Source organism: Leucobacter sp. MMO-125 (genome assembly GCF_037148395.1).
Lineage (GTDB): Bacteria > Actinomycetota > Actinomycetes > Actinomycetales > Microbacteriaceae > Leucobacter.
Genome location: NZ_JBBCTL010000002.1, coordinates 150,645 through 174,873, shown reverse-complemented (window position 1 = coordinate 174,873; position 24,229 = coordinate 150,645). Strand labels below are relative to the sequence as shown.

Here is a 24,229-nt window from a genome sequence, read left to right as displayed (position 1 = left end):
GGTGCCCTCCCGGCATGCTCTTCTTGTGCGCTCGTTGGGCACCCGCCCGGATCAGGCGGCGACGGTGCGGAAGCCGGCGTTGCCCATCGTGGAGTCGGGGGTGTTGCTGGAGCGAGCCGAGTTGCGGTAGCGGTTGCAGTAAGAGGGGTGGCAGAGGTAGCTGCCGCCGCGCAGCACCCGGCGTTCGTCGCTGCCTGCGCGGTTGTGCTCGTCACCCCGCTCGCCGCCGCGCAGTTCGTCGCCATCTGGCCCGCGAGGGTTCACGAGCGGGGCGACGGCGTAGTAGCCGGGGTCGAATCGGTCGGCGCACCATTCCCAGACGTTGCCGACGGCCTGCCAGAGGCCGTAGCGGTTGGGGGTGAAAGAGCGCACGGGTGCGGTGCCGATCCATCCGTCGGCGGCGGTGTTGTGGGCTGGGAAGGTGCCCTGCCACACGTTGGCGCGCCAGACGCCGTCGCTGCCGTCGATCGGGTCGTCGCCCCAGGGGTAGGTGGCTCCTGCGAGCCCGCCACGGGCGGCTCGCTCCCACTCGGCTTCGGTGGGCAGGCGTCGCCCGGCCCATGCGCAGTAGGCGAGGGCGTCGTGCCAGCTCACATGCACGGCGGGGTGCTGTTCGAGCCCGGCGAGTGACGAGGCGCGACCGCCGGGGTGCCGCCAGCTAGCGCCTCGCACCCCGATCCACCAGGGAGTTCCGGCGATGGGGCCGGTGATGTCGGCGGTGGGGGCTGCGACGAGCAGGTGGAAGACTGCGGAAGCACCGGTGCGTTCGGCGTCGGTGACGTATCCGGTGTGCTCGACGAAGCGAGCGAACTGCGCGTTCGTGACCGGGGTTGCGTCGATCTCGAAGGCGTCGAGTGTCACGGGGTGGAGGGGGAGTTCGCCGTCGGCGGCGAGGCCGTCGCCGGAGGCGTCGCCCATGGTGAAGGTGCCTGCCGGGATGCGGCACTGCTCGATTTCGTGTGCTCCTGCCGGGGCGGGCGCGGTCGCGGGCAGGGGCGCGGTCGCCGCGTCGGGGCCGCCGACTGGCGTCGCTCCTGCGGGGCTGGGGGGTCCCAGATGAAGCGGTACGGGGGCCGTAGCCTTCTTCGGTGCCGCGGCAGTTGCCGGCCCGCAGCAGTGCGGAGTGTTCTGCTCGTCGCTCACTGGGCCGTGACCTCCGGGATGTGTGCGAGAGCGGGGGCTGTCGGGTGCTCTGGGGCCTCCGTGTCGCGCGAGGCCGTGTGAGTGGCTGCCCGGCCGTCGCTGGGGTGTGTCGTTGAGCCGATGCTCGAGAGCAGGGTGTCGAGCGAGGCCCGCATGCGCTCGTCGGTGGCGAACTCGGGCATGAGTAGTTTGATGGTCTGCCAGCCCATGTTCGCCGCGGCGATCTCGTCTGATGCTGTGGTCAGGTCGATGTGCGCCGGAATCTCGCCGGCCTCGCGGGCTTCTTCGAGCATGGTCATGATGCTCGTGCGCCAGCGCTGTGCATGCTCTCGTTGTGTTTTCCAGAAGGGGCGGTGTTGTGCCGCGTGGTTCCAGAACGCGAGCCCCACCCGTGCGTGCAGTGTGCCGTTGTCGCCGAAGGGGAGCACTGCGAGGCAGAACTCGCGGAGGGCGTCGATCCCGTGCCTGCCGGCGGTGCGGGCGGCAATGGTGGTGTCGGCGAGTTCGCGGGTGCGGAGGAATGCCGCCATGAGCAGCGATTCCTTATCGGGGAAGTACCTGGCGAAGGCGCTGTGCGTGGTGCCGACCTCGGCGGCGATGCGACGCATGGTGAGTTTGTCGAAGCCGTCGCGCGCGATGATCTGCCAGGCGGCCTCCGCGATCTGTTCGCGGCGGGCGTCGTGGTCGACGATCTTCGGCATGCGTCTCTCGTTTCCAGGCTGGGGTGCTCCCAGCGTATCGAGTGATTCATTTGTGACCAAATGGTCTCGAAAGTGTGTTACGTTTTGGAGACCGGTTGGTCTCTAAAGTGGAGGAGTGCAAGGTGCAGCGACCCGATGTGCGTGGATACGAGGGGTTCGGGGGAGCCGTCGAAGAGTTGGCCTCGGCCTCGACCCCCTGGTACCCGGAGCCCGTTCGCGCCGCGACCGGAGCCCCGAACATCGTGGTGATACTCGTCGATGATCTCGGCTTCAGCGACCTTGCGCCGTTCGGCGGTGAGATCGACACTCCGCACATCGACAGCTTGGCGCAGCACGGTTGGACCTTCACCGGCTATCGCACCGCCCCGCTCTGCTCGCCGGCCCGCGCCTCGCTGCTCACGGGGCTCAACCCGCACCGGGCGGGGTTCGGTCTCGTCGCTCACGTGGATCCTGGCTATCCGGGATACACCTGCCAGCTTCCCGAGGATTCCGCCACTCTGCCCGAGTCACTGCGCGCCGGAGGATACGCCACCTTCATGGTGGGCAAGTGGCATCTCACCGTCGAATCGCGCATGCACGATGGTGCAGACAGATCTTCCTGGCCGCTGCAGCGCGGCTTCGATCGCTACTACGGCTGCATGGATGGCTTCACCACCCAGTACCATCCGCACCGTCTCGTGCGCGACAACTCGGTGGTGGACGTGCCGGAGTTCGCCGACGATTACTTCCTCACCGATGATCTCACCGAGCAGGCGATCGCGATGATCGACGAGCTGCGGGTCAATGATGCCAAGAAGCCGTTCCTGCTCTACTTCGCGCACACCGCGGTGCACGGGCCGGTGCAGGCGAAGCCCACTGACATCGAGAAGTACCGGGGCCGCTATGAGGCTGGGTGGGACGCGCTGCGAGCAGAGCGCTTCGCACGCCAGCGGCAGCTGGGCATCGTGCCCGAGGGGGCGGTGCTGCCCGATGACGATCGAGCCGGAGCCGGGCGGATCCCCTCCTGGGATGACCTCGACCTCTCGGAGCGGGAACTCTTCGCGCGGCACATGGAGGTCTACGCGGCGTCTGTTGACGAGGTTGACCAGAGTCTCGGGCGCCTGGTTGCGCGCCTCGAGGAACTCGGCGAGCTCGACAACACGATCATCGTGGTCGCAAGCGATAACGGCGGCACTGCGGAGGGTGGCTTGGGCGGCACCCGCAGCTATTTCTCGCAGTTCTTGGCGGGGTTGCCGATGCCCGAGGGCTGGGTGCGTGATGTGCCGCGGCCGGTCGATCTCATCGGCGGCCCGCGCGTGCACGGCCACTACCCGGCCGGGTGGGCGCGCGTGTCCAACACGCCATTCCGCTCGTTCAAGGGCTCGCTCTACGAGGGCGGGGTGCACGCGCCTCTCATCGTGTCGTGGCCCGCGGCCCCCGAGGAGTATGGCCCCGCTGGGAAGCGGCATCAGCAGGCATTCGTGGCGGATCTCGCCCCGACGCTGCTGGAACTCGCGGGTGTCGCTCCCCTTGCGCAGCGCGCGGGGCTCCCGACGCTCGGATTCGACGGGGCCAGTCTTGCTCCGATGCTGCGGGATGCTGCCGCTCCAGGTCGCGAGCGGCAGTACTTCGAGGTGGCCGGCTCGCGGGCCCTGGTAGACGATGGCTGGAAGGCGATTGCGCCGGTGCCCCCGACGGTGGGCGTTGCCGACCCGGATGAGTGGGAGCTCTACCATCTCGCTGAGGATCCGACGGAGACTCGCGATCTGTCGGCGGATCAGCCGCAGCGGGTGGCTCGGCTCGCGGAGTGCTGGCGCGAAGAGGCGTGGCGCAACACGGTGTTTCCCCTCGCCGATGATGGTTCGTTGTTCTCCAACCGACCGGAGACTGAGCTGCCTCTTGCGGAGCCGGTGACTCTGGTGCCGTTTCGTCCTCCGCTGGAGCGCTTTAGGGCGGCGCAGCTGACGGTGCTGAAGTCGTTTGCGGTGGAGGCGTCATTGGTGCTCGGCGAGGGCGCGGCCGGTGTGGTGGTCGCGCACGGTGATCAGGGCGGCGGGTATCTGCTGGCGATCGAGGACGGCGCGCCGCTGATCTCCTTCAACGCGTACGGGGAGATGCACCGCGTTCGGGGCGAGATACTCGAGCCGGGAGCGCGCGAGCTCGTGCTGCGCGTCGATGAGCTGGAGGGGCTGCGCTGGCGGCTGCGGCTGGAGGTCGACGGGGTGCTCTCGGCTGAGATTCCCGAGGTGCCGATGCTGCTGGGCATGGCGCCGTTCACCGGTATCAGCGCGGGATACGACTACGGCGGGCCCGTCGACTGGGAGCTGCACGAGCGGCACCACACCTTCCGATTCTGCGGCGGTGATATCGCGCGTCTCCGATATCTGCCCGGAGCGCGTTCCCGCCATGATCGCACGGTGATCCACGCGATCGGCGCGGCGGCTGCGGTCGTGGCCGAGTAACCGACGCCCTCAGAGGTTTTGCAAAATCCAATCCCAACACCCTTCTCGAAAGGAACACTATGAAACGCATCCTCGCCACTGTTGCCGGGGTCGCCGTCGCAGCGTTGGCGCTCACCTCGTGCGCAAGCGCAGGTGACGCCGCAGACGGCGGGCAATCGAGCGCCCCTTCGGAGCTCAAGATCGGCAATTTTCTCGATCTCGTCACCTGGGATCCGAGCGCCGCGGATATCGGCTTCAATGGCCCCTACCTCTCCGCTGTCTACGATCCGCTCATTGCGCTCGATGGCGAGGGTCAGCCGGTGCCGGCGCTCGCCACCGGGTGGGAGGTGTCTGACGACTCGCTCACGATCACGATGGATATCCGGGATGACGCTGTGTTCTCCAATGGTGAGAAGCTCGACGCCGATGCGGTTGTCGAGAACCTTGAGTTCCTGCAACGGGGCATCGTCTCGCAAGAGGCCTACTTGAACGTCGAGGGCTTCGAGGCGGTCGACGCCGACACGGTGGAGATCCGCATGAAGCAGCGGGATGACCGGCTGCTCTATTTCATGGGGCTCGGTCGCAGTTATATGGTCGCGCCCTCGGTCATCGAGGCCGGCACGGCGGCTGAGGCGCCCGTGGGATCGGGGCCGTACACGCTGAGCGATAGCACGGTGCCGGGTGCGGAGTACCACTTCGATCGGGTGGCGGATCACTGGGCCGCCGATGAGTTCACCTTCGATAGCGTGACGATTGTGCCGCTGCAAGATCCCGCGGCGCGTCTCAACGCGATGGAAGCGGGTCAGGTCAACGTCATCTTTGCCGATGCGTCGATGCTCTCGACTGCAGAGTCGAACGGATGGAGCGTGGCGCGCAAGATCGCCTCCTGGGCCGGGTTGCGGATCAACGATCACACGGGGAGCCAGGTGCCTGCGCTCGGTGATGAGCGCGTGCGGCAAGCGTTGAACTACGCCTTCGACGGTGCGTCGCTGCTCGACTCCGTCGCTCAGGGGCTGGGGGAGCCGAGCCGTCAGGTGTTCGCAGTGGGGTACCCGGGCTATGACGCCGCCATCGACGAGCGCTATGCGTTCGACATGGCGAAGGCGAAGCAGTTGCTCGCCGAGGCTGGATACGCTGACGGCTTCGATATTGCGATGCCGATGGCGCCCGCGTTCCAGCCGTGGCAGCCGATTGTCGAGCAGACCTTCGATCAGCTGGGCATCCGTCTCACCTGGGATGAGTACCAGATGGCTGATTATCAGGCGAACGCCGGCACCTACCCGATGTTCATCGTCTCGTTGGCGGTCGATTCCGACCCTGTGGCAACGATCGCCCGTCAGCTAACTGTGCCGCAGTGGTACAACCCGAAGCCTGATATCTCGGAGTTTCCCGAGCTGCAGGCCCAGGTTGACACAGCGCTCACGGCTCCTCGCGGTGACGTGCAGGATGCCGAGATCGTGAAGCTCAACGAACTGATCACCGACGCGGGTTGGTTCGTGCCCTGGTACCAGTCCGACAATGTGTTCCTGACCGACCCGGGCATCGAACTCACCCCGGTGACGGGGATGATGTTCCCCACGCTGCGGCAGATCCAGCCAGCGGGCTGATCGCGGCACCCTGCGCTCGGCGGCCTCGCACGGATCGAAACTCTCGGGATCCGTGCGGGGTCGTCGTTACTTTGCAGACAGCTCGGCGATGATCGAGTCGATGCTGGCGATGATGCTGGTGTCGGTGGCCGCTTCTGGTACGAGCACAGCCATCATTTGCCAGCCGGCGTTGTGTGCGGAGACGCGGTTGACGGCGTTTTCGATGTCGATGTGGGGGGCGAGTTCGCTGTCTTCGCGTGCTTCGGTGAGGAAGCGGCGGATCAGGCTGCGGCGGCGTGTGATGTTTTCGTGGTGGATCTCCCAGAGTTCGCTGTCTTGGGCGGCGCGGTCCCAGAAGGAGAGCACGACGCGGGAGCGCTGGGGACCGTCGGATTCGAGGGGCATAAGTTCGAGGAACATCTGCCGGAGGGCTTCGAGCCCGCGCACGCCCTGGGTACGGTGCAGTGTGTGCTCGTGGGACTTTTGGAAGACTTCGAGGAAGGCTGCGGTGAGCAGGCTTTTCTTGTCGGGGAAGTATCGTGCGATGGCACCGTGGGCGTAGCCGGCCTCGGCGGCGATTTCGCGCATGGTGACGCGGTCGAAGCCGTCCCTGATGATGATCTGGGTGACTGCCTCGACGATGTGCGCGCGGCGTTCGTCGTGGTCCACGATCTTCGGCATGTGTCTCCTTTTTCTCCCTGAATTCTAGGGAGCTTGTCCAGTTTCAATGCACCGAAGCGGTTTTCGTCACCGCCTGGTGACTAATCGTTATCTGAGCGTTACCGAAAGTGGACGCTTGGAGATTATTCTTTAGTCACCGAATGGTGATTAATGGAATCGGTGCGCGTCATCGCTGCCGCCCCGGCCGACGAAGGAGTCGAAACACATGAAGAAGATCAACCGCCTGGTGGGCGCGCTCGCGCTGCTTCCGGTCGCTGCGCTCGTTCTCTCCGCCTGCTCTTCCGGGGGAGCAGCCGAAGCGCCCGCCGACGGTGGCGGCAGCGGCGAACTCACCACGCTCAAGGTCGCCACGATCGGCCTCACCTCTGACGGCAGCCTCATTGGCGGCATCGAGCAGGGCTTCTTCGAGGAGGAGGGCCTGAAGATCGAGACCTCGATTGTCGCCAATCCGCCGGCTGGCCTCGCCGCCGTGCAGAGCGGCCAGGTCGATATCGCCTACTCGCCCAGCATTCCGCTGCTCAACGCGCTCAGCCAAGGCGTCGATATCAAGGTGATCGGTGCTGCCGATGGCTACCCCGCGGATGCCTCCGAGATCGACGACCCTGCCAAGTTCGACGACACCGGGCTGTTCGCCGCAGTGGGCAGCGACGTGAAGTCGGTCGCCGACCTCGAAGGCAAGACCATCGCCGTGCCGGCCCGCAAGGCCCAGCTCGAAGTGGTGATCGCCGGGGAACTCGAGAAGGAGGGGATCGACCCCGCCACCGGGGTGAACTGGGTAGTGCTCGATTTCACCTCCGCGGTCGCTGGCCTGCAGAACGGCACTGTCGACGCGGCCGGGCTCGTGAGCCCTTTCACCACTGAGGCTGCCTCGGCCGGCGCCAAGCAGCTGTCGGCTCCCTCCATCGGCTTCTTCGAGACGGGGGCGACCGGCCTGTGGACCGCCGGTGCGGGCACTGTTTCGCAGAAGTCGGATGCGATCGCCGCCTTCCAGCGGGCCATCGTGAAGTCGAACGAGTGGGCCACCGAGCACCCGGAGGAGGCGATCAAAGCCGGCCTCGATTACACCGACTCGCAGCTCACCGTCGATCAGGTGAAGGTGCCCGTGTGGCCGACCGTCGTGAATCTCGAGGATCTTGAGCGGCCCAACAAGAAGATGGTGGCCCTCGGCTTCCTCGCCAAGCCGGTGGATCTCACCGGTGTGATCGTTTCGGAGTAACCTCGTGCAAGACTCTCGACTGCTGAAGTGGGGGATCGGCGCCCTCGGTGCGCTGATCGCACTCGGCATCTGGCAGTTGGCGGCGGCGGGCCCCCTTGCGGGCTCGCCGCTGCCCACCGCGGGCGAGGCGATCGGTGAGCTGAGCCGCCTGGTCGTCACTCCTGAGATGTGGTCTGCCACCTGGGATACCGTCTCGATGGCCCTCCTGGGTCTTGCGATCGCGACTGCGGCGGGTGTGCTGCTCGGGATCGGTGTCGGGGTGTCGCCGCTTGCGATGCACGCCACCCGGGTGCCGCTGGAGTTTTTGAAGCCGATTCCCCCGATCGTGATCCTGCCCGTCGTGGTGCTCGTGCTGGGGCCGACGGCTGGGATGGGCATTTTTCTGGTGTTCATTGGTTGCTTCGTGTCGATTGTGGTGCAGGCTTCCGCTGGCGTGTTCGACACGGACCCTGTTGCCAAGGCCACCGGCCAGTCGTACGGGCTGAGCCGGGCATCGATTCTGTGGAGCATTGTGTTGCCGAGTGCGTTGCCCTATATCGGCACGGCGGTGCGGGTGGCCGCCCCCACTGCGCTGATCGTTGCGGTGGTGGCGGGCCTCATCGGTGGCGGCCCGGGCCTTGGCCAGAGCCTGGTGCAATCGCAGATCACGGGCAATCAGCCGCGACTGTTCGCCTATGTGCTTGTGCTCGGCATTTTGGGCCTTGTGGTGCAGGGCCTCAGCCAGTGGGGCGAGCGTCGCCTGCTGCACTGGCACCCCCAGTACCGAAAGCAGGTGTCCTGATGACCGTGACGTCGACCGTGCTCATTCGCACGCGTGAGGCGCGGCGCCAGCAGCGCAGTGGCCTCCCGAAGTGGGTGCTGATCGGTGCCGAGATTCTGGTGCCGATCCTGCTCTTGGCTGCGTGGTGGCTCGCCTCGGCGAACTCCACCAATACCTTCTTCCCGCCGTTGCAGACGATTCTTGAGCGGCTGGTGTCGCTCGCTGCGACTCCCGCGTTCTGGGGAGATCTGGGATCTTCGGTGGGCAATTTGCTGATTTCCTTCGTGCTCGCCTGCGTGATCGGTGTGGGGCTCGGCATCGCGCTTGGCATGTCGCGCTGGCTGTCGTGGCTCGTCGAGCCGACGATCCACTTCTTCCGCGCAATTCCGCCGGTTGCGCTGGTGCCGATCTTTGTGTCGCTCATCGGCTTCGGCAACGAGACGCGCATTCTTGCGATCACACTGTCTGCGGTGTTTCCGGTGCTCATTTCGACGATTGATGGCATTCATGCGGCGGATCCGGATCGCCGTGCGGTGGGCCGCATCTACCGCCTGGGCGGTTGGGACCGGATTTTCTCGGTGGCATTGCCGGAGGCGAGCCCGCGCATTCTTTCGGGGATGCAGGTGAGTCTGATCACCGCGTTTGTGGTGATGATCGCGAGCGAGATGCTGGGGTCGTCGATCGGGCTGGGTGCCCGTACGCTGCTCGCGCAGCAGTCGTTCATGATTGCCGACATGTGGGTTGGCATTCTCGTGCTGGGCATCATCGGCTATGTCGCCACCGCCCTGCTCGCTACTTTCCGGCGCCGCGTGCTGCGCTGGTACATCGCTATTCGACAGCAGGAGAAGAACCTATGACCGCCACAGTTGCTGCCGGGGCCGTGCCTCGTTTGAGCGTGCAAGGCCTCGCGAAGACCTATGACACGAAGAAGGGTGCGGTGCCCGTGATCGCCGACCTCACCTTCGATGTGTATGCCGCTGAGATCGTGTGCATTGTGGGCCCGTCGGGCATTGGCAAGACCACGTTGCTGAAGTGCCTGACGGGTTTGCAGTCGATCACTTCGGGGTCGGCGCGGATCGATGGCAAGCAGATCGATGGCCCGCCTGAGGAGATGGCGCTGGTGTTCCAGGAGTACACGCGCTCGCTGATGCCCTGGCTCACGGTGGAGAAGAACGTGCGCCTGCCGCTCAAACATTTGCGTCTGCCGGCTGCGGAACGAGAGGATCGGATTCGCGCGGCGCTCGCGGCGGTTGGGCTTTCGGGTGCGGAGTCGAAGTATCCGTGGCAGTTGTCGGGTGGGATGCAGCAGCGCGTGGCGATTGCGCGCGCGATCGCGTACCGCCCTGAGGTGCTCATCATGGATGAGCCGTTCGCTTCGGTCGACGCGCAGACCCGCTTCGAGCTCGAAGACCTCTGCCTGAAGATCCGTGATGAGTTCGGCATGACGATTGTCGTCGTGACGCATGACATCGACGAGGCCGTATATCTCTCTGACCGGGTGGTTGTGCTCGGCGAGCGGCCGGCGCGGGTGACTGAGATCATCGATGTCGGCTTTGGTCGCGTGCGCGATCAGATCGCCACGCGAGCGACGCAGGAGTTTGCTGAGCTGCGCACGGCGGTTTTTGAGCTGATCCGGCGGGCGGGTTAGCGTGGGCGAGCGTGCGGGCCGGGTAGGAGGCGACGGATCCCCGTCGCGCCGTGGCTACGAGGGGTTCGGGGGGCGTGCGGCTGAGTTCGCTTCTGAGTCGACGCCGTGGTGGCCGGAGCGGCCTGTTGCGGCGTCGGGGTCGCCGAATGTGATTGTGATGCTCGTCGATGATCTGGGGTTCAGTGATCTTGGCCCGTTCGGCAGCGAGATTCCCACCCCGCATATCGATGCCTTGGCCGGTGACGGCTGGGTGTTCACGAACTACCGCACTGCTCCGATGTGCTCGCCCGCGCGCGCGGCGCTTATGACCGGCCTGAATCCGCACCGTGCAGGGTTCGGGTATGTGGCGCACACTGATCCGGGGTATCCGGGGTTCACGTGCGAGTTGCCGGAAGATGCGCCGACGCTGGCGGAGTCGTTGCGGGCGGGCGGGTACGCCACGTTCGCGGTGGGGAAGTGGCATCTCACGCTCGAATCTCGTCTGCATGATGCCGCAGATAAGTCGTCGTGGCCGGTGCAGCGGGGCTTCGACCGCTATTTCGGCAGCATGGATGGCTTCACTTCGCTGCATCATCCGCACCGTCTGGTGCGCGACAATTCGGTGGTCGATGTGCAGCGTTTTCCTGATGACTATTTCTTGACGGATGAGCTGACCGATGAGGCGCTCGCCATGATTGATGAGTTGCGGGTCAACGATGCGGCGAAGCCGTTCTTCCTCTATTACGCACACACCTCGGTGCACGGGCCGATTCAAGCCAAGCAGGTTGATATCGAGCGGCATCGGGGGCGCTACGAGGCGGGATGGAATGCGCTTCGTGAGGCGCGGTTCGCCCGCCAGCGCGAGCTTGGGGTGGTGCCGCCGCACGCCGAGCTGCCCGCGGATGCGATTGCCGATGGGGACCGCATTCCACAGTGGGATTCGTTGAGCGACGAGGATCGTGCGCTGTTCGCCCGCCATATGGAGGTCTACGCCGCCGCCGTCGACGAGGTCGATCAGAGCGTCGGCCGGCTGCTCGCCCACTTGGAGCGCCTGGGCGAGCGGGAGAACACGATCGTGGTGCTTGCGAGCGATAACGGCGGCACCGCTGAGGGCGGGCCGAGTGGCACGCGCAGCTATTTCGCCCAGTTCGGCCACTCCGCCCCGGTGCCAGAGGGGTGGGTACGCGATGTGCCGCGCGAGCTGGAGCAGATCGGTGGCCCGCAGGTGTTCAGCCAGTATCCGACCGGGTGGGCGCGGGTGTCGAATACCCCGTTCCGCTCGTTCAAAGCGTCGACCTACGAGGGCGGCGTGCACGCGCCGCTCATCGTGTCGTGGCCGGCGGCGCCGGTGCGTGCTCGTGGTTTGCGTGATCAGTTCGTGTTTGTGTCGGATCTGGCACCCACGATCCTGGAGTTGACGGGGGTGCCTGCGCTCGCCGAGCTGCGGGGGCGGCGCACGCAGCAGCCGGATGGCGCAAGCGTGGCCGGGGTGCTGCGCGATGCGGCGGCCGAGGGGCGTGAGGCGCAGTACTTCGAGTGCGTGGGGCGTCGCGCGATGGTCGACGGCGATTGGAAGGCGGTGTCGCCGGTGCCGCCGTCGCGGGAGGATGGCGCTTCCGGCGGCGCGTGGGAACTGTATCACCTTGCCGATGATCCGACTGAGACTCGCGATCTTGCCGGGGTGGAGCCGGAGCGCACCGCGGCGCTTGCTGAGCGGTGGCGTGATGAGGCGTGGGGCAATGCGGTGTTTCCGCTTGATGATGACGACTCGCTGCATCTGAACCGCCCGGAGTCTGAGGCGCCGCTCGCCGATCCAGTGAACCTGGTGCCGTTCCGTCCACCGCTTGAGCGGTTCCGTGCGGCGCAGCTCACGGTGCTGAAGTCGTTCGTGGTTGAGGCGTCGCTCGTGCTGCACGGCACCGATGCGGGCGGTGCCGAAGCGGTCGACGACGCAGCCGGCACCGAAGTGCCTCACGCCGTCGCGGCCGAGGGCGTGGTGGTGGCGCACGGCGATCAGGGCGGGGGATACCTGCTGGCGATCGAGCACGGTGCCCCGCTGCTGGCGTACAACGCCTATGGCGACATGCATCGTGCGTGCGGTGCGGCGCTGCGGCCGGGGGCTCGCGAACTGGTGCTGCGTGTCGACGAGCTGGAAGGGTTGCGCTGGCGGTTGCGGCTGGAGGTCGACGGCGAGCTGTCTGCTGAGATCTCCGAGGTGCCGATGCTGCTGGGCATGGCGCCGTTTACGGGCATCAGCGTGGGCTACGACTACGGCGGGCCTGTCGATTGGCAGTTGCATGAGCGGCACGGCGGCGGGTTTCACTTCACGGGCGGCGCGATTGAGCGCTTGCGTTACGTGCCGGGTGCTCGTTCGCAGCATGACCGCACGGTGCTGCGCCAGATCGGCGAGGCTGTCGCCGATCTGGCTGATTGAGCCGGTCGCTCAGCCGAGGGGCAGCGTCTCCACCGCGAACGGGAAGACGACGGCCCCTCCGGTGGCGTAGTTGGGCACGTCGGCTTCGACGGCTTGGCCTTCGGGCGAGGCGAGCGCCGCCCCGAGGGCCGCTTCGTCTGCGAAGCTGGCCTGGAAGATGCCGAAGTACGGCCCCTCGCCGGGTTCGCTGATGCCGAGCGCGTAGGTGATCTCCTGCACGCCCGGCAGTTTGGCGCAGAGCGGCAGGTGGGTGCTGAGGTAGTAGTCGGTGAACGCGGCGCGGTCGGTGGGTTCGGGGTAGAGCACGGTGAGCTTGTGCATGTGGACCTCCTGGGGCGTGTGGGTGAGAGGGGCGGATCAGCTGCGGTTGAACACCCGACGCCCGGCGAACCAGGTCTCGTCGACGGTGGTGTGCACGAGCGTGTTCGCTGGGTGCTCGAGGGGGTTGCGATCGAGCAGCACGAAGTCGGCCGACTTGCCGGCTTCGAGCGAACCCGTCTCGGAGGCGAGGCCGAGCGCGGTGGCGCCGCCGATGGTGAAGGCCGCGATGGCTTCGTCGAGCGTGATGGCCTGTTCGGGCCAGAGAGTGCCCGGGTACTGGCCGCTCGGGTCTTCGCGGGTGACGAGGCCGTGGATGCCCTCCCACGCGTTCGGCGAGACCGACACGGGCCAGTCCGAGCCGCCCGCCACGACGGCGCCAGCGTCGAGCAGGTCGCGGTTGGGCTGCATGCGGTCGGCCCGTTCGCGGGGCAGCACTTCGCGGATCGCGTCGACGATGGGGCCGGGCACCCAGATGAAGGGCGAGATCTCGGCGACGACGCCGAGCTCCGCGAAGCGAGAGATGTCGTCGGGGTGGATGAACTGGCCGTGCGCCACGTGGTAGCGGGTGTCCGAGAAGCCTTCGCGGCGCAGCGTCTCGACCGAGTTCAGCACGGCGTGCACGGAGGCGTCGCCGGTGCAGTGAATCTTCGCCGAGATGCCGTGCTGGGCGACGCGGCGCAGCCAGTCGGTGAGCTCTTCGGGCTTGAGCAGGGTATCGCCGTGGTGGTGGGCGCCGTGCACGTCGTCGGGCAGGTAGGGCTCGATGAACGCGCCGGTGCGCGTCGGGGGCACGCCGTCGAGAAAGATCTTCACGAAGTCGGGCCGGTGGTGCTCGGTGCGGAAGCGCTCGCCGTCGAAGACGAGGTCTTCGCCCACGGGGGTGTAACCGAAGATTTCGTCGTTGATGAGCATCGATGACACGACCCAGGCGTTGAGTTCTCCGCTCGCGTCGAGCGAGCGCAGCGCCTCCAGGGTGGGCGTCGACACGGCGGCGTCCTGGAACGCGGTCACGCCGTAGGAGTTCAAGATTTCGACGCCGCGCTGCGAGGCCTGACGGTCCTGCTCGGCAGAGAGGCCGCCTGCGGCGCGCAGGGCGCGGGCGACGGGGATCCCGGCGGCTTCGAACAGCACGCCGGTGTGGCGGCCGTCGGCGTCGACGACCACGCCGTCCTGGTCGGGTTCGACGCCCGCGAGTTCGAGCGCGCGCGAGCTGACCCAGCGGTTGTGATGCGAGTCGTCGGAGAGCATGACGGGGCGCCCGCCAGCGGCCTCGTCGAGCTGCGCGAGCGCGTCGGCGGTGCTGAGTTCGCCGAGGCGGTCGCTGGCCCAGGGGCTGCCGACGATCCAGGCGTCTTCGGGCAGTGTTGCGGCGTGTTCGCGCACGGCGGCGATGATGCCGTCGAGGTGGGCGCCGATGGGCAGGCGCAGCTGGAACAGCTCCTCTTCGCCGGCGAGGGCGTGGTGGTTGTGGGCGTCGATGAGGCCGGGCATGACGAAGGCCCCTGCGAGGTCTCGCGATTCGGTGTCGGGGCCTGCGAGGGCACCGATCTCCTCGGCCGATCCGACCGCGAGGATGCGGCCGTCGGCGACGGCCATCGCTTCGGCCCAGGGTTTCGCTGGGTCGACGGTGTAGATGCGGCCGTTGGTGAGGATGAGTTCTGGGTGGGTGGTCATCGATGACTCCAGACGTGGGTGGTGGATGGGTGTTGCTATTTGCCGCAGGCGCAGCCGGGGTTGCCGCAGTGGCAGGCGTCGCCCGCGCAGCAGCGGCAGTCGGTTTCGGCGCAGCAGCCGCCGTCGCTGCCGCAGACGGTTGAGGCGCGGGCGTCTGCAGGCAGATCCATGGCGGGGTTGTGATCGAGGAAGCCGTGCGGTTTGAACCAGAAGCCCGAGTAGTCGACGGGCATGATGGGCCAGTCTTCGGTGCGCGGGATGTGGGTGGGGCCGAAAACGTGCCACAGCACGATGTCCTCGCCGTCGAGCGAGCGGTCGGCTTTCGTCCACTCGGGCAGGCCCGCGCCCGGGGCGTGGGCGCCGGGGTGGAAACCGGCCGGGTAGAGCTCTTCTGGGTGGTACTGGGTGCCCCACAGGTGCTTCGTCGCGAAGTTCGCGCGCCCGTGCACGGTCGCCTCGGGCTGCGCAGCGAGCAGCATCTTGCCCTCGGGAATTAGCCAGTAGGAGGTGGGCTTGCCGACGTGGTTGGTGCGGTGCGCTGAGCGCACTTCCCAGACGCGGCTGGTGAGTCCGTTGGCGAGGCGCTGCGCCTCTTGCTCGGTCTTCAGCTGGGTGTCTGACCAGGTGAAGGCGTTGCCGTAGGGGTTGTCGGGGCCGATGGGGATGCCGACGGCTTCGATCTCGTGCAGCGTGTTGTCTTCGCCGTCGATGGCCGCGTCGATGCGCGCGCAGAAGAGATGCTGGTGCACGGGGGTGAAGATGCCGGGGGCGATCTCGGTGCGGTGGGGGTCGTCGCTGCCGGGGGTTCCGGCGCCTGCGAAGACGATGCCAGTGGCTTTCGCCTCGACCTGGATGGAGCCGTCGAGGTAGAAATACCAGAAGAATCCGTAGTCGTAGTTGCCGATGGTCGAGAAGTAGCTCACCACGAGTCGGCGGCTGCGGCGCACTTCGGCGTTGCCGTCGAGGTCGGTGTGCTTCCAGAGGATGCCGTAGTCCTCTTCGTGCATGCAGATGGCCTGGGGGATGTTCACGGGGTGGCCGTGGTCGTCGGGCACGAAGGCGTCGAAGTAGTGGATCACGCCGAGGCAGTCGCAGCCGAGGGCGAGCGAGTTCGCGTTCTTACCGAGCAGGTATTCGCCGGCGTCGAAGTAGCTGATCCAGTAGCGGCTCACCGAGGTGTCACCGTAGGGCACGACCATTTCGGGCACGCTGGCCCGGTGCGCGACGGAGCGATCTTCGTCGCCGTCTCGGAAGGTGATCTGGTTGAGCACCAGGCCTTCCTGCTGGGTGAAGCCGACACGAAACTTCCAGTTCTCCCACTGCACGAGGCTGCCGTTGACCGAGAAGGAGGGGCCTTCGGGTTGTGTGATCTCGATGGGCTTCAGACTGGTGCGCGCGGGGCCTTGCACGTTGAGAGTGTAGTTGCCGTGCGCTTCGGGCACGGGCACGTCGCCTTCGTCGTCGATGCGGATCACGCGGCGTTCGGTGAGGTCGACGTGCACCACGAGCCCTTCGATGGGGTGGGCCCAGGGGCTGTCGGTCTCGGAGAAGCGCAGGTAGGTGTGGGAGCGCACGAGGCGGCGGCCGATTTCGTCTTCGCGCCCGAAGAAGCCGGGTGCGAGCGGTGAGCAGAAGGCGAGTTCCATGTGCTCGGCGAGGCCGCGGCGGCGCATAGCGGTCTGCCACTCGGGGGAAGCCTTGACGATGGCGGCGGCGTCCTCGTACTCCTCGAAGAGGTACTGGGGCTGGCCGTAGGGGGCCTCGGTGTTGGGCAGCATCTGCAGGCTGTCGATCTCGCCGCGCGTGACGGCGACGATCGCCTCGGAGGCGACGCCGGTGCTGCGGTCCAGCAGGGTGACGCGGATGCGGCGGTTGAGTGGATCGCCCGGTTGCCATGCCGCGAGCTCGGCTTTCGGAGGGTCGACGGGCAGCATGCGCGGCACGCGGGTGTGCTCGCTGAAGTGGCCGGCTTGGGCGAGGATGCGCCGGGCTTCGGCGATCTCGGCTCCGGTGAGCGGATCGAGGGGGTGCTCGGCCGTCTCGGGGGTGGTGACCCGCTTGCCGTGCGTGTGGCTGGCGTCGGGCTGGTGCGGGCCGGCGGGGGCGTGCGTCATTGAAATCATCCTCGTCGTGGTGACCGGTGGAGCGTCCTCTCTCAGTATCCCAATCGGCTTGGCATTTGGATAGCGTGCGGGGCTCGTGGTCGTTGACCGTGGGTGCTGCGGGGTTGATCCTGCGGGCACGATGCCAGTGTGGCACCGCTCTCAGCTGCGCTGAGCCGCCCGCAGTTGACTCAGCGTGAAGAGTGCTGGGCTGCGAGCGCCCACCCCGTCGTCGTGACATCCGGAAGCGGCGATGATGAGGGTGGACGGGTCGCTTCGGCCCGCGACAACGGGCCTCGGGTGAAAGGAACCTCATGGCAGAGCAGAACAATGGTGTTCAGGGGCGGGTCGTCGTGATCACTGGCGGTGGCACGGGGATCGGCGCGGCGGTTGCCGAGCGATACGCGGGCGAGGGTGCCCAGGTGGTGCTGATCGGGCGTAGGATCGGCCCGCTTGAGGAGGTCGCGACCCGGCTCGGTGGCACCGCGATCGCTGCTGACGCCGCCGATGGCGAGTCGGCGCGGGCGGCTGTGGCGCAGATCCTCGAGAAGTTCGGTCGCATCGACGTGCTGGTGGCGAACGCCGGCGGCCACGGCTTCAATGCGGTGGGCGAGACCGACGACGAGACGTGGGAGTCGTCGATCCGTGTGAATCTCACCACGGCGTTCACGATGTCGCGTGAGGCGCTGCCGGCGCTCGTGGAGAGCCGCGGGCAGATCGTGGTGATCTCCTCGCTCGCCGGTGTCTTCGCGGGCCCGAAGGTGGCCGGCTACACCACCACGAAGCACGCGCTCATCGGGCTGACCCGGTCTATGGCGCGAGATTATGGCGTGCACGGGGTGCGCGTGAACGCGGTCTGCCCGGGGTGGACCCGCACGCCGATGGCGGATGCCGAGATGGATGAGTTCATGAACCATGTGCCTGAGCTCACGAGCCGCGATGAGGCCTACGGTCGCGTCACGCGCGATGTGCCGCTGAAGCGGGTGGGGGAGCCTGAGGAGATCGCCTCGGTGGTGCGTTTCTTGGGTTCGCACGAGTCGTCGTACATCACGGGCGCTGTGATCATGGCCGATGGCGGCGCGCACGTCGTTGATCTTCCCACGCTCGCATTCGAGCACGCAGGTATGTAGGGGCGGATCCGCTCTCGGCTCTGAGGCGTTCGCCTGTGGGGCCTGGGTGGATTCGTTTGCCGAGCCGAGGGTCGGGTGCCGACCACTGAACAGAAGGGAGTGGGACGATGGAGTTCCACCACAACGGGTACACCACTGTCGATCCGCGCATCGAGCCGGCTGCGGGGGTCGGACTGGACCGACCGGACGAGCTGCCCGAACAGGTCGATGTGTTGATCGTGGGCTCGGGCCCCGCCGGCATCATCACAGCCGCGCAGCTCGCACAGTTTCCGGGCGTCACCACGCGGATCGTGGAGCGACGGGCTGGTCGCTTGGAGGTAGGTCAGGCTGATGGGATTCAGGCGCGCAGCGTGGAGACGTTTCAGGCGTTCGGTTTCGCTGAGCAGATCATCCAGGAGGCATACCAGCTTGTCGATACCGAGTTTTGGACGCCGGACCCGGCGGATCCGCACAAGATCCACCGCAGCTCGACCACACCGGACACCCTCATCGGCATCAGTGAGTTTCCACAGCTGATCGTCAATCAGACGCGCGTGGCCGACTACCTCGCCGAGTTCGCAGAGCGTTCGCCGGCGCGGGGGCGGGTCGATTACGGCTACGAGTTCGAAGGGCTTGAGGTCGGTGAAGGCGAGTATCCCGTGGCGGTGACGCTGCGGCGCACGGCCGGCCCCGACGAGGGCAGCATACGAGTGGTGCACGCGAAGTATGTGGTGGGCGCCGATGGTGCACGCAGCCGCGTGCGGGCAGCGATCGGGGGCCGACTGGCGGGCGATCAGGCGATGCACGCCTGGGGTGTGATGGATGCGCTCGCTGTCACCGATTTCCCGGACACTCGCCGAAAGAGCATCATTCAGTCGGGTGACGGCGGCAACATTCTGGTGATCCCGCGCGAGGGCAACTATTTGGTGCGCTGGTACGTCGATCTCGGCGAGACCGGTGAGCACGACAATGGGGCTGTGCGTCAGACTTCGGTCGAGCAGATCGCGGCCCGGGCGAATGCGATCCTGCACCCGTACACCCTCGATGTGAAGGATGTTTCCTGGTGGAGCGTCTACGAGGTGGCGCACCGTCTCACCGACCGTTTCGATGATGCTGACGCGCACGAGGGCGGGCGGCGTGCCCCGCGCGTGTTTCTCGCGGGCGATGCCTGCCACACGCACAGCGCCAAGGCGGGCCAGGGCATGAATGTGTCGTTGCAGGATGGCTGGAATCTGGCGTGGAAGCTGGGCTATGTGCTTGAGGGTCGCAGCCCCGAGTCGCTGCTGCAGACCTATTCTGAGGAGCGGCGGGTGATTGCGCAGAATCTGATCGACTTCGACAAGGAGTGGTCGACGCTGATGGCGAAGAAGCCTGAGGAGTTCGCGTCGCCGCGTGAGCTTGAGGATTTCTATATCGCGACGGCCGAGTTTCCGGCTGGCTTTATGACGCAGTACGGGCCGTCGACGCTCACCGGCGATGGGGCCCATCAGGGTCTTGCGACGGGATTCCCGGTGGGCAAGCGCTTCAAGTCTGCTGAGGCGGTGCGGGTTGCCGATGGTGTGCTTGCGCATCTGGGCCATCACCACCGCGCGGATGGGCGATACCGCATCTACGCCTTCGCCGATGCGGGCGCCGAGGCATTGAATCGGTGGGCTGAGTGGATGCTGTCGTCGGAGCACTCCCCGGTGCGCCGGTTCACTCCGACGGGCGCCGACCTCGACAGCCGCTTCGATGTGAAGGCGGTCTACCAGGAGGGGTATCACGACATCGATCTGGGCCGTGTGCCGGCGTTGTTCATGCCGCGCCGCGGGCCGTTCCAGCTCATCAACTACGAGAAGACGTGGGCTGCCATTCCGGGCAACGACATCTTCGACGAGCGCGGGGTGAGCCGCGACGGTGCCGTGGTGGTGGTGCGGCCCGATCAGTATGTCGCGACGGTGCTGCCGCTCTCGGCGACCGACGAACTCGCCGCGTTCTTCGAGCCGATTTTCACGGCCGCCGAGTGAGACTACGATTCACTCCGACATCCGCAACAACCTCGGGGCTCGCTACGGTGATCTCTTGGGCGCCTTCAAGGATCGCTGCTTTCTCGGGCTTTGCGCCGTCTCGCAATTGACTTCGCACGGTGCCCAGACGGCGACGCCGGTCGCTTGACCGAACGAGGTCCCGGCTCAGTCGACGGTCGCCATGATAGAGAATGGCTTGCCAGTTGACCTGAGCATCGGGGTCGACGAGGTTTTGCTTGGGCTTCCGCGGTGGTTTGGGTGCGACATACAGCCAACTGACGAGACCGAGCACCGCGTCGACGATCGAATTGCGAAGTCCAATGTAGGAGATGGCCGCCCAAGTCGCCATGACGGCGTTGAAGCTCGCGAAGGCGAAGTTGCCCCAGTTCCCCTGGTTGAAGTCTCGGTAGGCCGTAACAATTGAGAACGCGATAATGACGTAAGGCAGTATCACGTAGGTCGCGGGCGCAGACGTACGCCCCTTGACCTTTGGCGTGCGGGCGAAGGGGATTTTCTGCCCTGTCACGCCCTGCTGCAGAGACTTCAGCACCCCAGCGAGGTTGACAGGAAGAAGGATGAGATTGAATCCGTAGATGCGGAAGATGTCACCGACTCGATGGCCGCTCGCGCGGAGATCGAGAGACTGAGAAATGAAGTAGGGCAGCGCCGCCGCAACGACCAGAGGGCTGAGGAGGCGCGAGTCAAACGGAAAAAAGAGCAGGAGAATGAGGCCAAAGCTCGCCCAGGCAATGGACGACATGTAGTTGGTTCGGAGGAGCTTTTCGGGGAGACGCACCCGGGTCGAGGTGCCTCTTCTCGCTCCGATCATCTCGAACATTTTCGGCATGATCAGCAACCCGCCATTCGCCCATCGGCGGCGCTGAACAACGAGCGAACCAAAGTCGGGCGGCGTCGCACTGTAGCTGAGGCGCTCGGGATAGTTCTCCAGCTCCCAGCCGTGTGCGCCAAGATCGATGCTCGACTCGGTGTCCTCGATGACTGTGCGGTCCTGCACGTAGGTGGTGATCTCGAAGCCGCCGACGGTCTCGGTAACCGCGATATCGTCAAGCGCAGCTTTGCGGATGACTGCGTTGGCACCCACCCAGAAGGTCGCGTTGAAATAGGTGAACCCCTGGTGCTGGATGTGCTGAAGGTCAGTTGTTGCACCGGCGATCCGCTCAATCCGTGTGGGGGCGCCACGGAACGAGGAGTAGGGGGTTTGAGTGACGGCGACGCGCTCGTTCTCGGGCTGCTCCAACAGGTAGACCAGCCGAACGCAGTAGTCACGTAGGAGCTGTGAGTCTGCGTCGAGCGTGAGCACGTAGCGTGAATCGGGAACCACGAGATCAGGCTCTCCAGCGTCGCGCTTACGCAGGCGCTCGAGAATATGTTCTCCAGTCCCGCTGGAAAGGCGATAGCTCCCTCCCATGAGCGAGAGGTACGAGTTCAAGTTCATCGCCTTGTTCGGCTCCTGCGAGAGCGACGCATATCGCTTCCGCTCGAAGGAGTCGAGATCTGCGCTGAAGATCCATACGAGTCTTTGATAGAGCTGCTGCAGGCGTTCTCGGTCAGGCGAGGAATGTTGCTCGTAGGCGGCGAGAAGGGCGAGGCGAGTGAGGCTCAGGTCATTCGAAAGGCCCAGGAGCACCTGCTCTGCGAAGAACTCAGCCATGTGGTCTTCGATCTTCTCCGAGGCTGCGAACTCATCGAGCCATCGGATTGCAGCGGTATAGGCATCTGCTGCGCGCCGCGCATCCTCGGGAACGGTCTCCGCTTGCGTCGTGGTCTCGAAGTGGCGCATCGCGTCCATCGCCTGCTGTCGAGGCACCTCAAGTTTCTCAGCGATCTCGCCGAGAAGCCCACGGGTGCGATTGAGGCGAGCCAGGGCATCCTCGCTCATGCCGCGTTCGTTGTCGTCGATCAGCAGCACAACGCGCAAACTGGGGAACTCCTGGAGCGCGGCCGACCAGAGGGTGTACCGCACGACCTCTGGCTCTTCGTCGTAGCTCGGAATTAAGACGGTGATGTCAGCTTCCGACTCGGCGAAGTGGGCGTCAATGAGTGCCCGTTCCACGCGCCGGTGCTCTCGAAACCGGATCAGGGCGCCATACCGAGCAATGAGGTACATGAGCGCGGAATAAGTCAATGAGGTGATCGTGATGCCGTATACCCAGGTCTGCACATGAAACACGAACGACTGCGAGGGATCCTCGATCGTCATGCGCAGGATGGTGGTGGTCATATAGGAGAACCAAGCGAGAATCGTGATCAGGATTGCCGCTCGAGCCCATACGATTGCCGACTTGCTCGGTCTCGAGTGCATGATCGCGAGCGGCTCCGAGCGGCGCTCTGCGCCCCACTGTCGCCTACGCCGAGGCAGCTCTGCCTGGGGTTCTTCCACCATTGCCTCCTCGGCAGACCTGTGTCTCGTTCGACGATGGTCAGTGAGCGACTCCGCTCATTTGGGTACCAACGAAAGGCGCTTGTCGACTCGCGACACTACCCGCCTTCGCGCACCATATAGCATAGTCGAGGGGCCGACCCAGTGAAGGTGACACTGTCCGTCGGATACCGACCAGTGTGAGGAGCGGTCGATGGCACGGTGGTTTCCGGGGCGCAAGCTTTCGTGGACGCGGCTTGGAATCTTGATCCTCGTCGTGGCGAGTTTGACGGGCGCGGCCTTCTACGGCTGGACCCATGAGCAGGACGTGAAAGCAGCTGCCGAGCGCACCCCCTGGTTCGATGCATACGTCGACGTGACCGCGACGCCCACGTTCCCATTCGAGTCTCCGCGCGAGGATGGTCGAAAGAACGTCGTGCTTTCCTTCATCGTCGCTGACCCAGCCAACACCTGCTCCCCTTCGTGGGGCGGCTACTACAGTCTTGACGAAGCCGAGTACTCGCTTGATCTTGACCGCAGATTGCAGCGTCTGCGCAACCTGGGCGGCACGGCCATGGTCTCCTTCGGGGGCCAAGCAAATTACGACATCGCCTATGGGTGCACAGATATTCAGTTGCTCGTCGAGGGCTACTCGAGCGTCGTTGAGCGTTATGGCCTGGGGAGCATTGACATCGACATCGAGGGTGCGTTCCTCCGCGACAGTGGCGGCATCGCGAGGCAGGCTGCGGCCATTCGTCAGGTGCAGAATGCTCGAGAAGGCGGGCTCGATGTCTGGCTGACCTTGCCGGTGTCGCCAGATGGTCTTACCTCCGATGGTGTGCAGGCGGTGCGCACCTACCTGGAAGCGAACGTTGACCTCGCTGGGATCAACGCAATGACCATGAACTACGGTTCTGACAGCAAGACCCCCCTTCGCCAGCTGGTCGAACGTAGCCTGCAAGCAACGCAGGCACAGCTGCGCTCACTGTACGCAGAGGTGAATGCGCCGATGGGCGACGCAACTGCCTGGAGCAAGGTGTCGGCGACCCCAATGATCGGCCAGAACGACACCCGCAACGAGCGCTTCACGCTCGCCGACGCTCAAGCGTTGTCAGAGTTCGCAGATCGTAAGGGCCTGGGACGGATTTCGATGTGGTCGGCCAATCGTGATCAGCAGTGTGCTGACAATTGGCCGGACCCGAAACAGGTCTCGGATTCCTGCAGCGGTGTCGAACAGGAGCGGGGAGACTTTTCGCGGATCCTGAGCAAACATCGCCCCGGCGAAATCTCCCAGATCGCGGAAGCTGTGGATACCGCTCGTGCTGATGTATCCCAGAAGGACGATCCTGATACCAGTCCATACCCGATCTGGAACGAGAAGGCTGCGTATCCTGCTGAGACGAAGATCGTCTGGAAACGCAACGTGTATGAAGCCAAATGGTGGACCGAGGGCGATCAGCCAGATCTCGCCAATGACTCGGGCTCACAACCCTGGCACCTCATCGGCCCTGTCCTCCCGGGCGAAAAGCCGCAGCAGCGACTTCGGCTCCCCGAAGCGACCTATCCGTCGTGGAGCAAAGACATTGAATATCGGCGCGGAGACCGCGTGATGTTTGATGGAGAGGGCTACGAGGCAAAGTGGTTCTCTGTGGGGGACAGCCCCGACGAGTCCCTCGTGCAGCCGCAGGAGTCTCCCTGGCGAGCGCTCACGGAGGCAGAGATTGAAGCCCTCGTCAGCCAGCAAGCTCCAGTTTCAGCTGATCCTGAAAATTGAAACGCCTTCGCTCGGAAAGCTCCGAGCTGCACCTCTATCTCACAGTGTTCGGTGGGCGGCGCGAGTGCCGTGCATGCCGCATCGGCTGATATTGACACTGATCGTTTGGGATCGCTCACTGTGCAGGTGCTGTCGGAGCCGACGCCTTCGGCTGCCCCGTTCAGTTTTGGTCTTTTCGAAATGTTGCCCTCGGGGCTCGTCTATGTGGCGACTCCGGCGCCGAGCGTGACGTTGCGTCCGCCGTCGGCTCAGCCGACCGAGCTGCTCGCCGGCATCGACTCTTCCATCGATGTGT

17 protein-coding genes are annotated in these 24,229 nt (G+C 65.5%); 10 read left to right on the top strand and 7 right to left on the bottom strand.

The window, feature by feature from the left end; genetic code table 11:
* Positions 1–51: 51 nt before the first annotated feature.
* A complete protein-coding gene (locus WFI54_RS05550) occupies positions 52–993 on the bottom strand; it encodes a formylglycine-generating enzyme family protein (RefSeq protein WP_442918512.1) in 942 nt (313 codons plus the stop codon).
* Positions 994–1,139: 146 nt separating this feature from the next.
* Positions 1,140–1,844 (bottom strand): TetR/AcrR family transcriptional regulator, encoded by a 705-nt coding sequence (locus tag WFI54_RS05545; RefSeq protein ID WP_336651801.1) that lies wholly within the window; start codon positions 1,842–1,844, stop codon positions 1,140–1,142.
* 122 nt (positions 1,845–1,966) lie between these two features.
* Between WFI54_RS05545 and WFI54_RS05540 the strand changes: the two genes are divergently transcribed.
* The gene (locus WFI54_RS05540; protein ID WP_336651800.1) at positions 1,967–4,285 is read left to right on the top strand and encodes an arylsulfatase; all 2,319 of its coding nucleotides are present in this window, start codon (positions 1,967–1,969) and stop codon (positions 4,283–4,285) included.
* A gap of 59 nt (positions 4,286–4,344) precedes the next feature.
* A complete protein-coding gene (locus WFI54_RS05535) occupies positions 4,345–5,871 on the top strand; it encodes an ABC transporter substrate-binding protein (protein ID WP_336651799.1) in 1,527 nt (508 codons plus the stop codon).
* A gap of 66 nt (positions 5,872–5,937) precedes the next feature.
* Here the strand turns inward: WFI54_RS05535 and WFI54_RS05530 are convergent, their stop codons facing one another.
* Complete coding sequence (locus tag WFI54_RS05530) at positions 5,938–6,531, bottom strand: TetR/AcrR family transcriptional regulator (protein ID WP_336651798.1); 594 nt, start codon at positions 6,529–6,531, stop codon at positions 5,938–5,940.
* Positions 6,532–6,736: 205 nt separating this feature from the next.
* Here WFI54_RS05530 and WFI54_RS05525 point away from each other — a divergent pair, with 205 nt between their 5' ends.
* The 5 genes from WFI54_RS05525 to WFI54_RS05505 are packed head-to-tail and all read left to right on the top strand — an operon-like array spanning position 6,737 to position 12,568.
* On the top strand, positions 6,737–7,747 hold the full coding sequence (locus WFI54_RS05525; RefSeq protein ID WP_336651797.1) for an ABC transporter substrate-binding protein: 1,011 nt from the start codon (positions 6,737–6,739) through the stop codon (positions 7,745–7,747).
* 4 nt (positions 7,748–7,751) lie between these two features.
* The gene (locus tag WFI54_RS05520) at positions 7,752–8,528 is read left to right on the top strand and encodes an ABC transporter permease (RefSeq protein WP_336651796.1); all 777 of its coding nucleotides are present in this window, start codon (positions 7,752–7,754) and stop codon (positions 8,526–8,528) included.
* Positions 8,528–9,364 (top strand): ABC transporter permease, encoded by an 837-nt coding sequence (locus tag WFI54_RS05515; protein ID WP_336651795.1) that lies wholly within the window; start codon positions 8,528–8,530, stop codon positions 9,362–9,364. Before WFI54_RS05520 ends, WFI54_RS05515 begins: the two co-directional genes overlap by 1 nt.
* Positions 9,361–10,155, top strand: a complete 795-nt coding sequence (locus tag WFI54_RS05510) for an ABC transporter ATP-binding protein (protein ID WP_336651794.1) — start codon at positions 9,361–9,363, stop codon at positions 10,153–10,155. The genes WFI54_RS05515 and WFI54_RS05510 overlap by 4 nt, the downstream gene beginning before the upstream one ends.
* 1 nt (position 10,156) lies before the next feature.
* Positions 10,157–12,568, top strand: a complete 2,412-nt coding sequence (locus tag WFI54_RS05505; RefSeq protein ID WP_336651793.1) for an arylsulfatase — start codon at positions 10,157–10,159, stop codon at positions 12,566–12,568.
* Between the two features lie 9 nt (positions 12,569–12,577).
* On the opposite strand, the gene WFI54_RS05500 is transcribed toward WFI54_RS05505, so the two are convergent.
* The 3 genes from WFI54_RS05500 to WFI54_RS05490 are packed head-to-tail and all read right to left on the bottom strand — an operon-like array spanning position 12,578 to position 16,677.
* Positions 12,578–12,889, bottom strand: coding sequence for an EthD family reductase (locus tag WFI54_RS05500; protein ID WP_336651792.1), 312 nt, complete (start codon positions 12,887–12,889; stop codon positions 12,578–12,580).
* A 36-nt stretch (positions 12,890–12,925) separates the two neighbouring features.
* Positions 12,926–14,563, bottom strand: a complete 1,638-nt coding sequence (locus WFI54_RS05495) for an amidohydrolase (RefSeq protein WP_336651791.1) — start codon at positions 14,561–14,563, stop codon at positions 12,926–12,928.
* Between the two features lie 35 nt (positions 14,564–14,598).
* Positions 14,599–16,677 (bottom strand): primary-amine oxidase, encoded by a 2,079-nt coding sequence (locus tag WFI54_RS05490; protein ID WP_336651790.1) that lies wholly within the window; start codon positions 16,675–16,677, stop codon positions 14,599–14,601.
* A 302-nt stretch (positions 16,678–16,979) separates the two neighbouring features.
* Between WFI54_RS05490 and WFI54_RS05485 the strand changes: the two genes are divergently transcribed.
* Both WFI54_RS05485 and WFI54_RS05480 read left to right on the top strand, forming a co-directional pair.
* Complete coding sequence (locus tag WFI54_RS05485) at positions 16,980–17,795, top strand: SDR family NAD(P)-dependent oxidoreductase (protein ID WP_336651789.1); 816 nt, start codon at positions 16,980–16,982, stop codon at positions 17,793–17,795.
* 107 nt (positions 17,796–17,902) lie between these two features.
* Positions 17,903–19,780 carry an FAD-dependent monooxygenase gene (locus tag WFI54_RS05480; protein WP_336651788.1) on the top strand — a complete coding sequence of 626 codons (1,878 nt, stop codon included), beginning with the start codon at positions 17,903–17,905 and terminating at the stop codon, positions 19,778–19,780.
* Here WFI54_RS05480 and WFI54_RS05475 read toward each other — a convergent pair.
* On the bottom strand, positions 19,764–22,001 hold the full coding sequence (locus WFI54_RS05475) for a glycosyltransferase family 2 protein (RefSeq protein ID WP_336651787.1): 2,238 nt from the start codon (positions 21,999–22,001) through the stop codon (positions 19,764–19,766). The two genes, WFI54_RS05480 and WFI54_RS05475, sit on opposite strands and share 17 nt — an antisense overlap.
* A gap of 373 nt (positions 22,002–22,374) precedes the next feature.
* On the opposite strand from WFI54_RS05475, the gene WFI54_RS05470 reads away from it, so the two are divergent.
* Entirely contained in the window at positions 22,375–23,934 is a 1,560-nt protein-coding gene (locus WFI54_RS05470; RefSeq protein WP_336651786.1) for a chitinase, read from the top strand.
* The last annotated feature ends 295 nt before the right edge of the window (positions 23,935–24,229 follow it).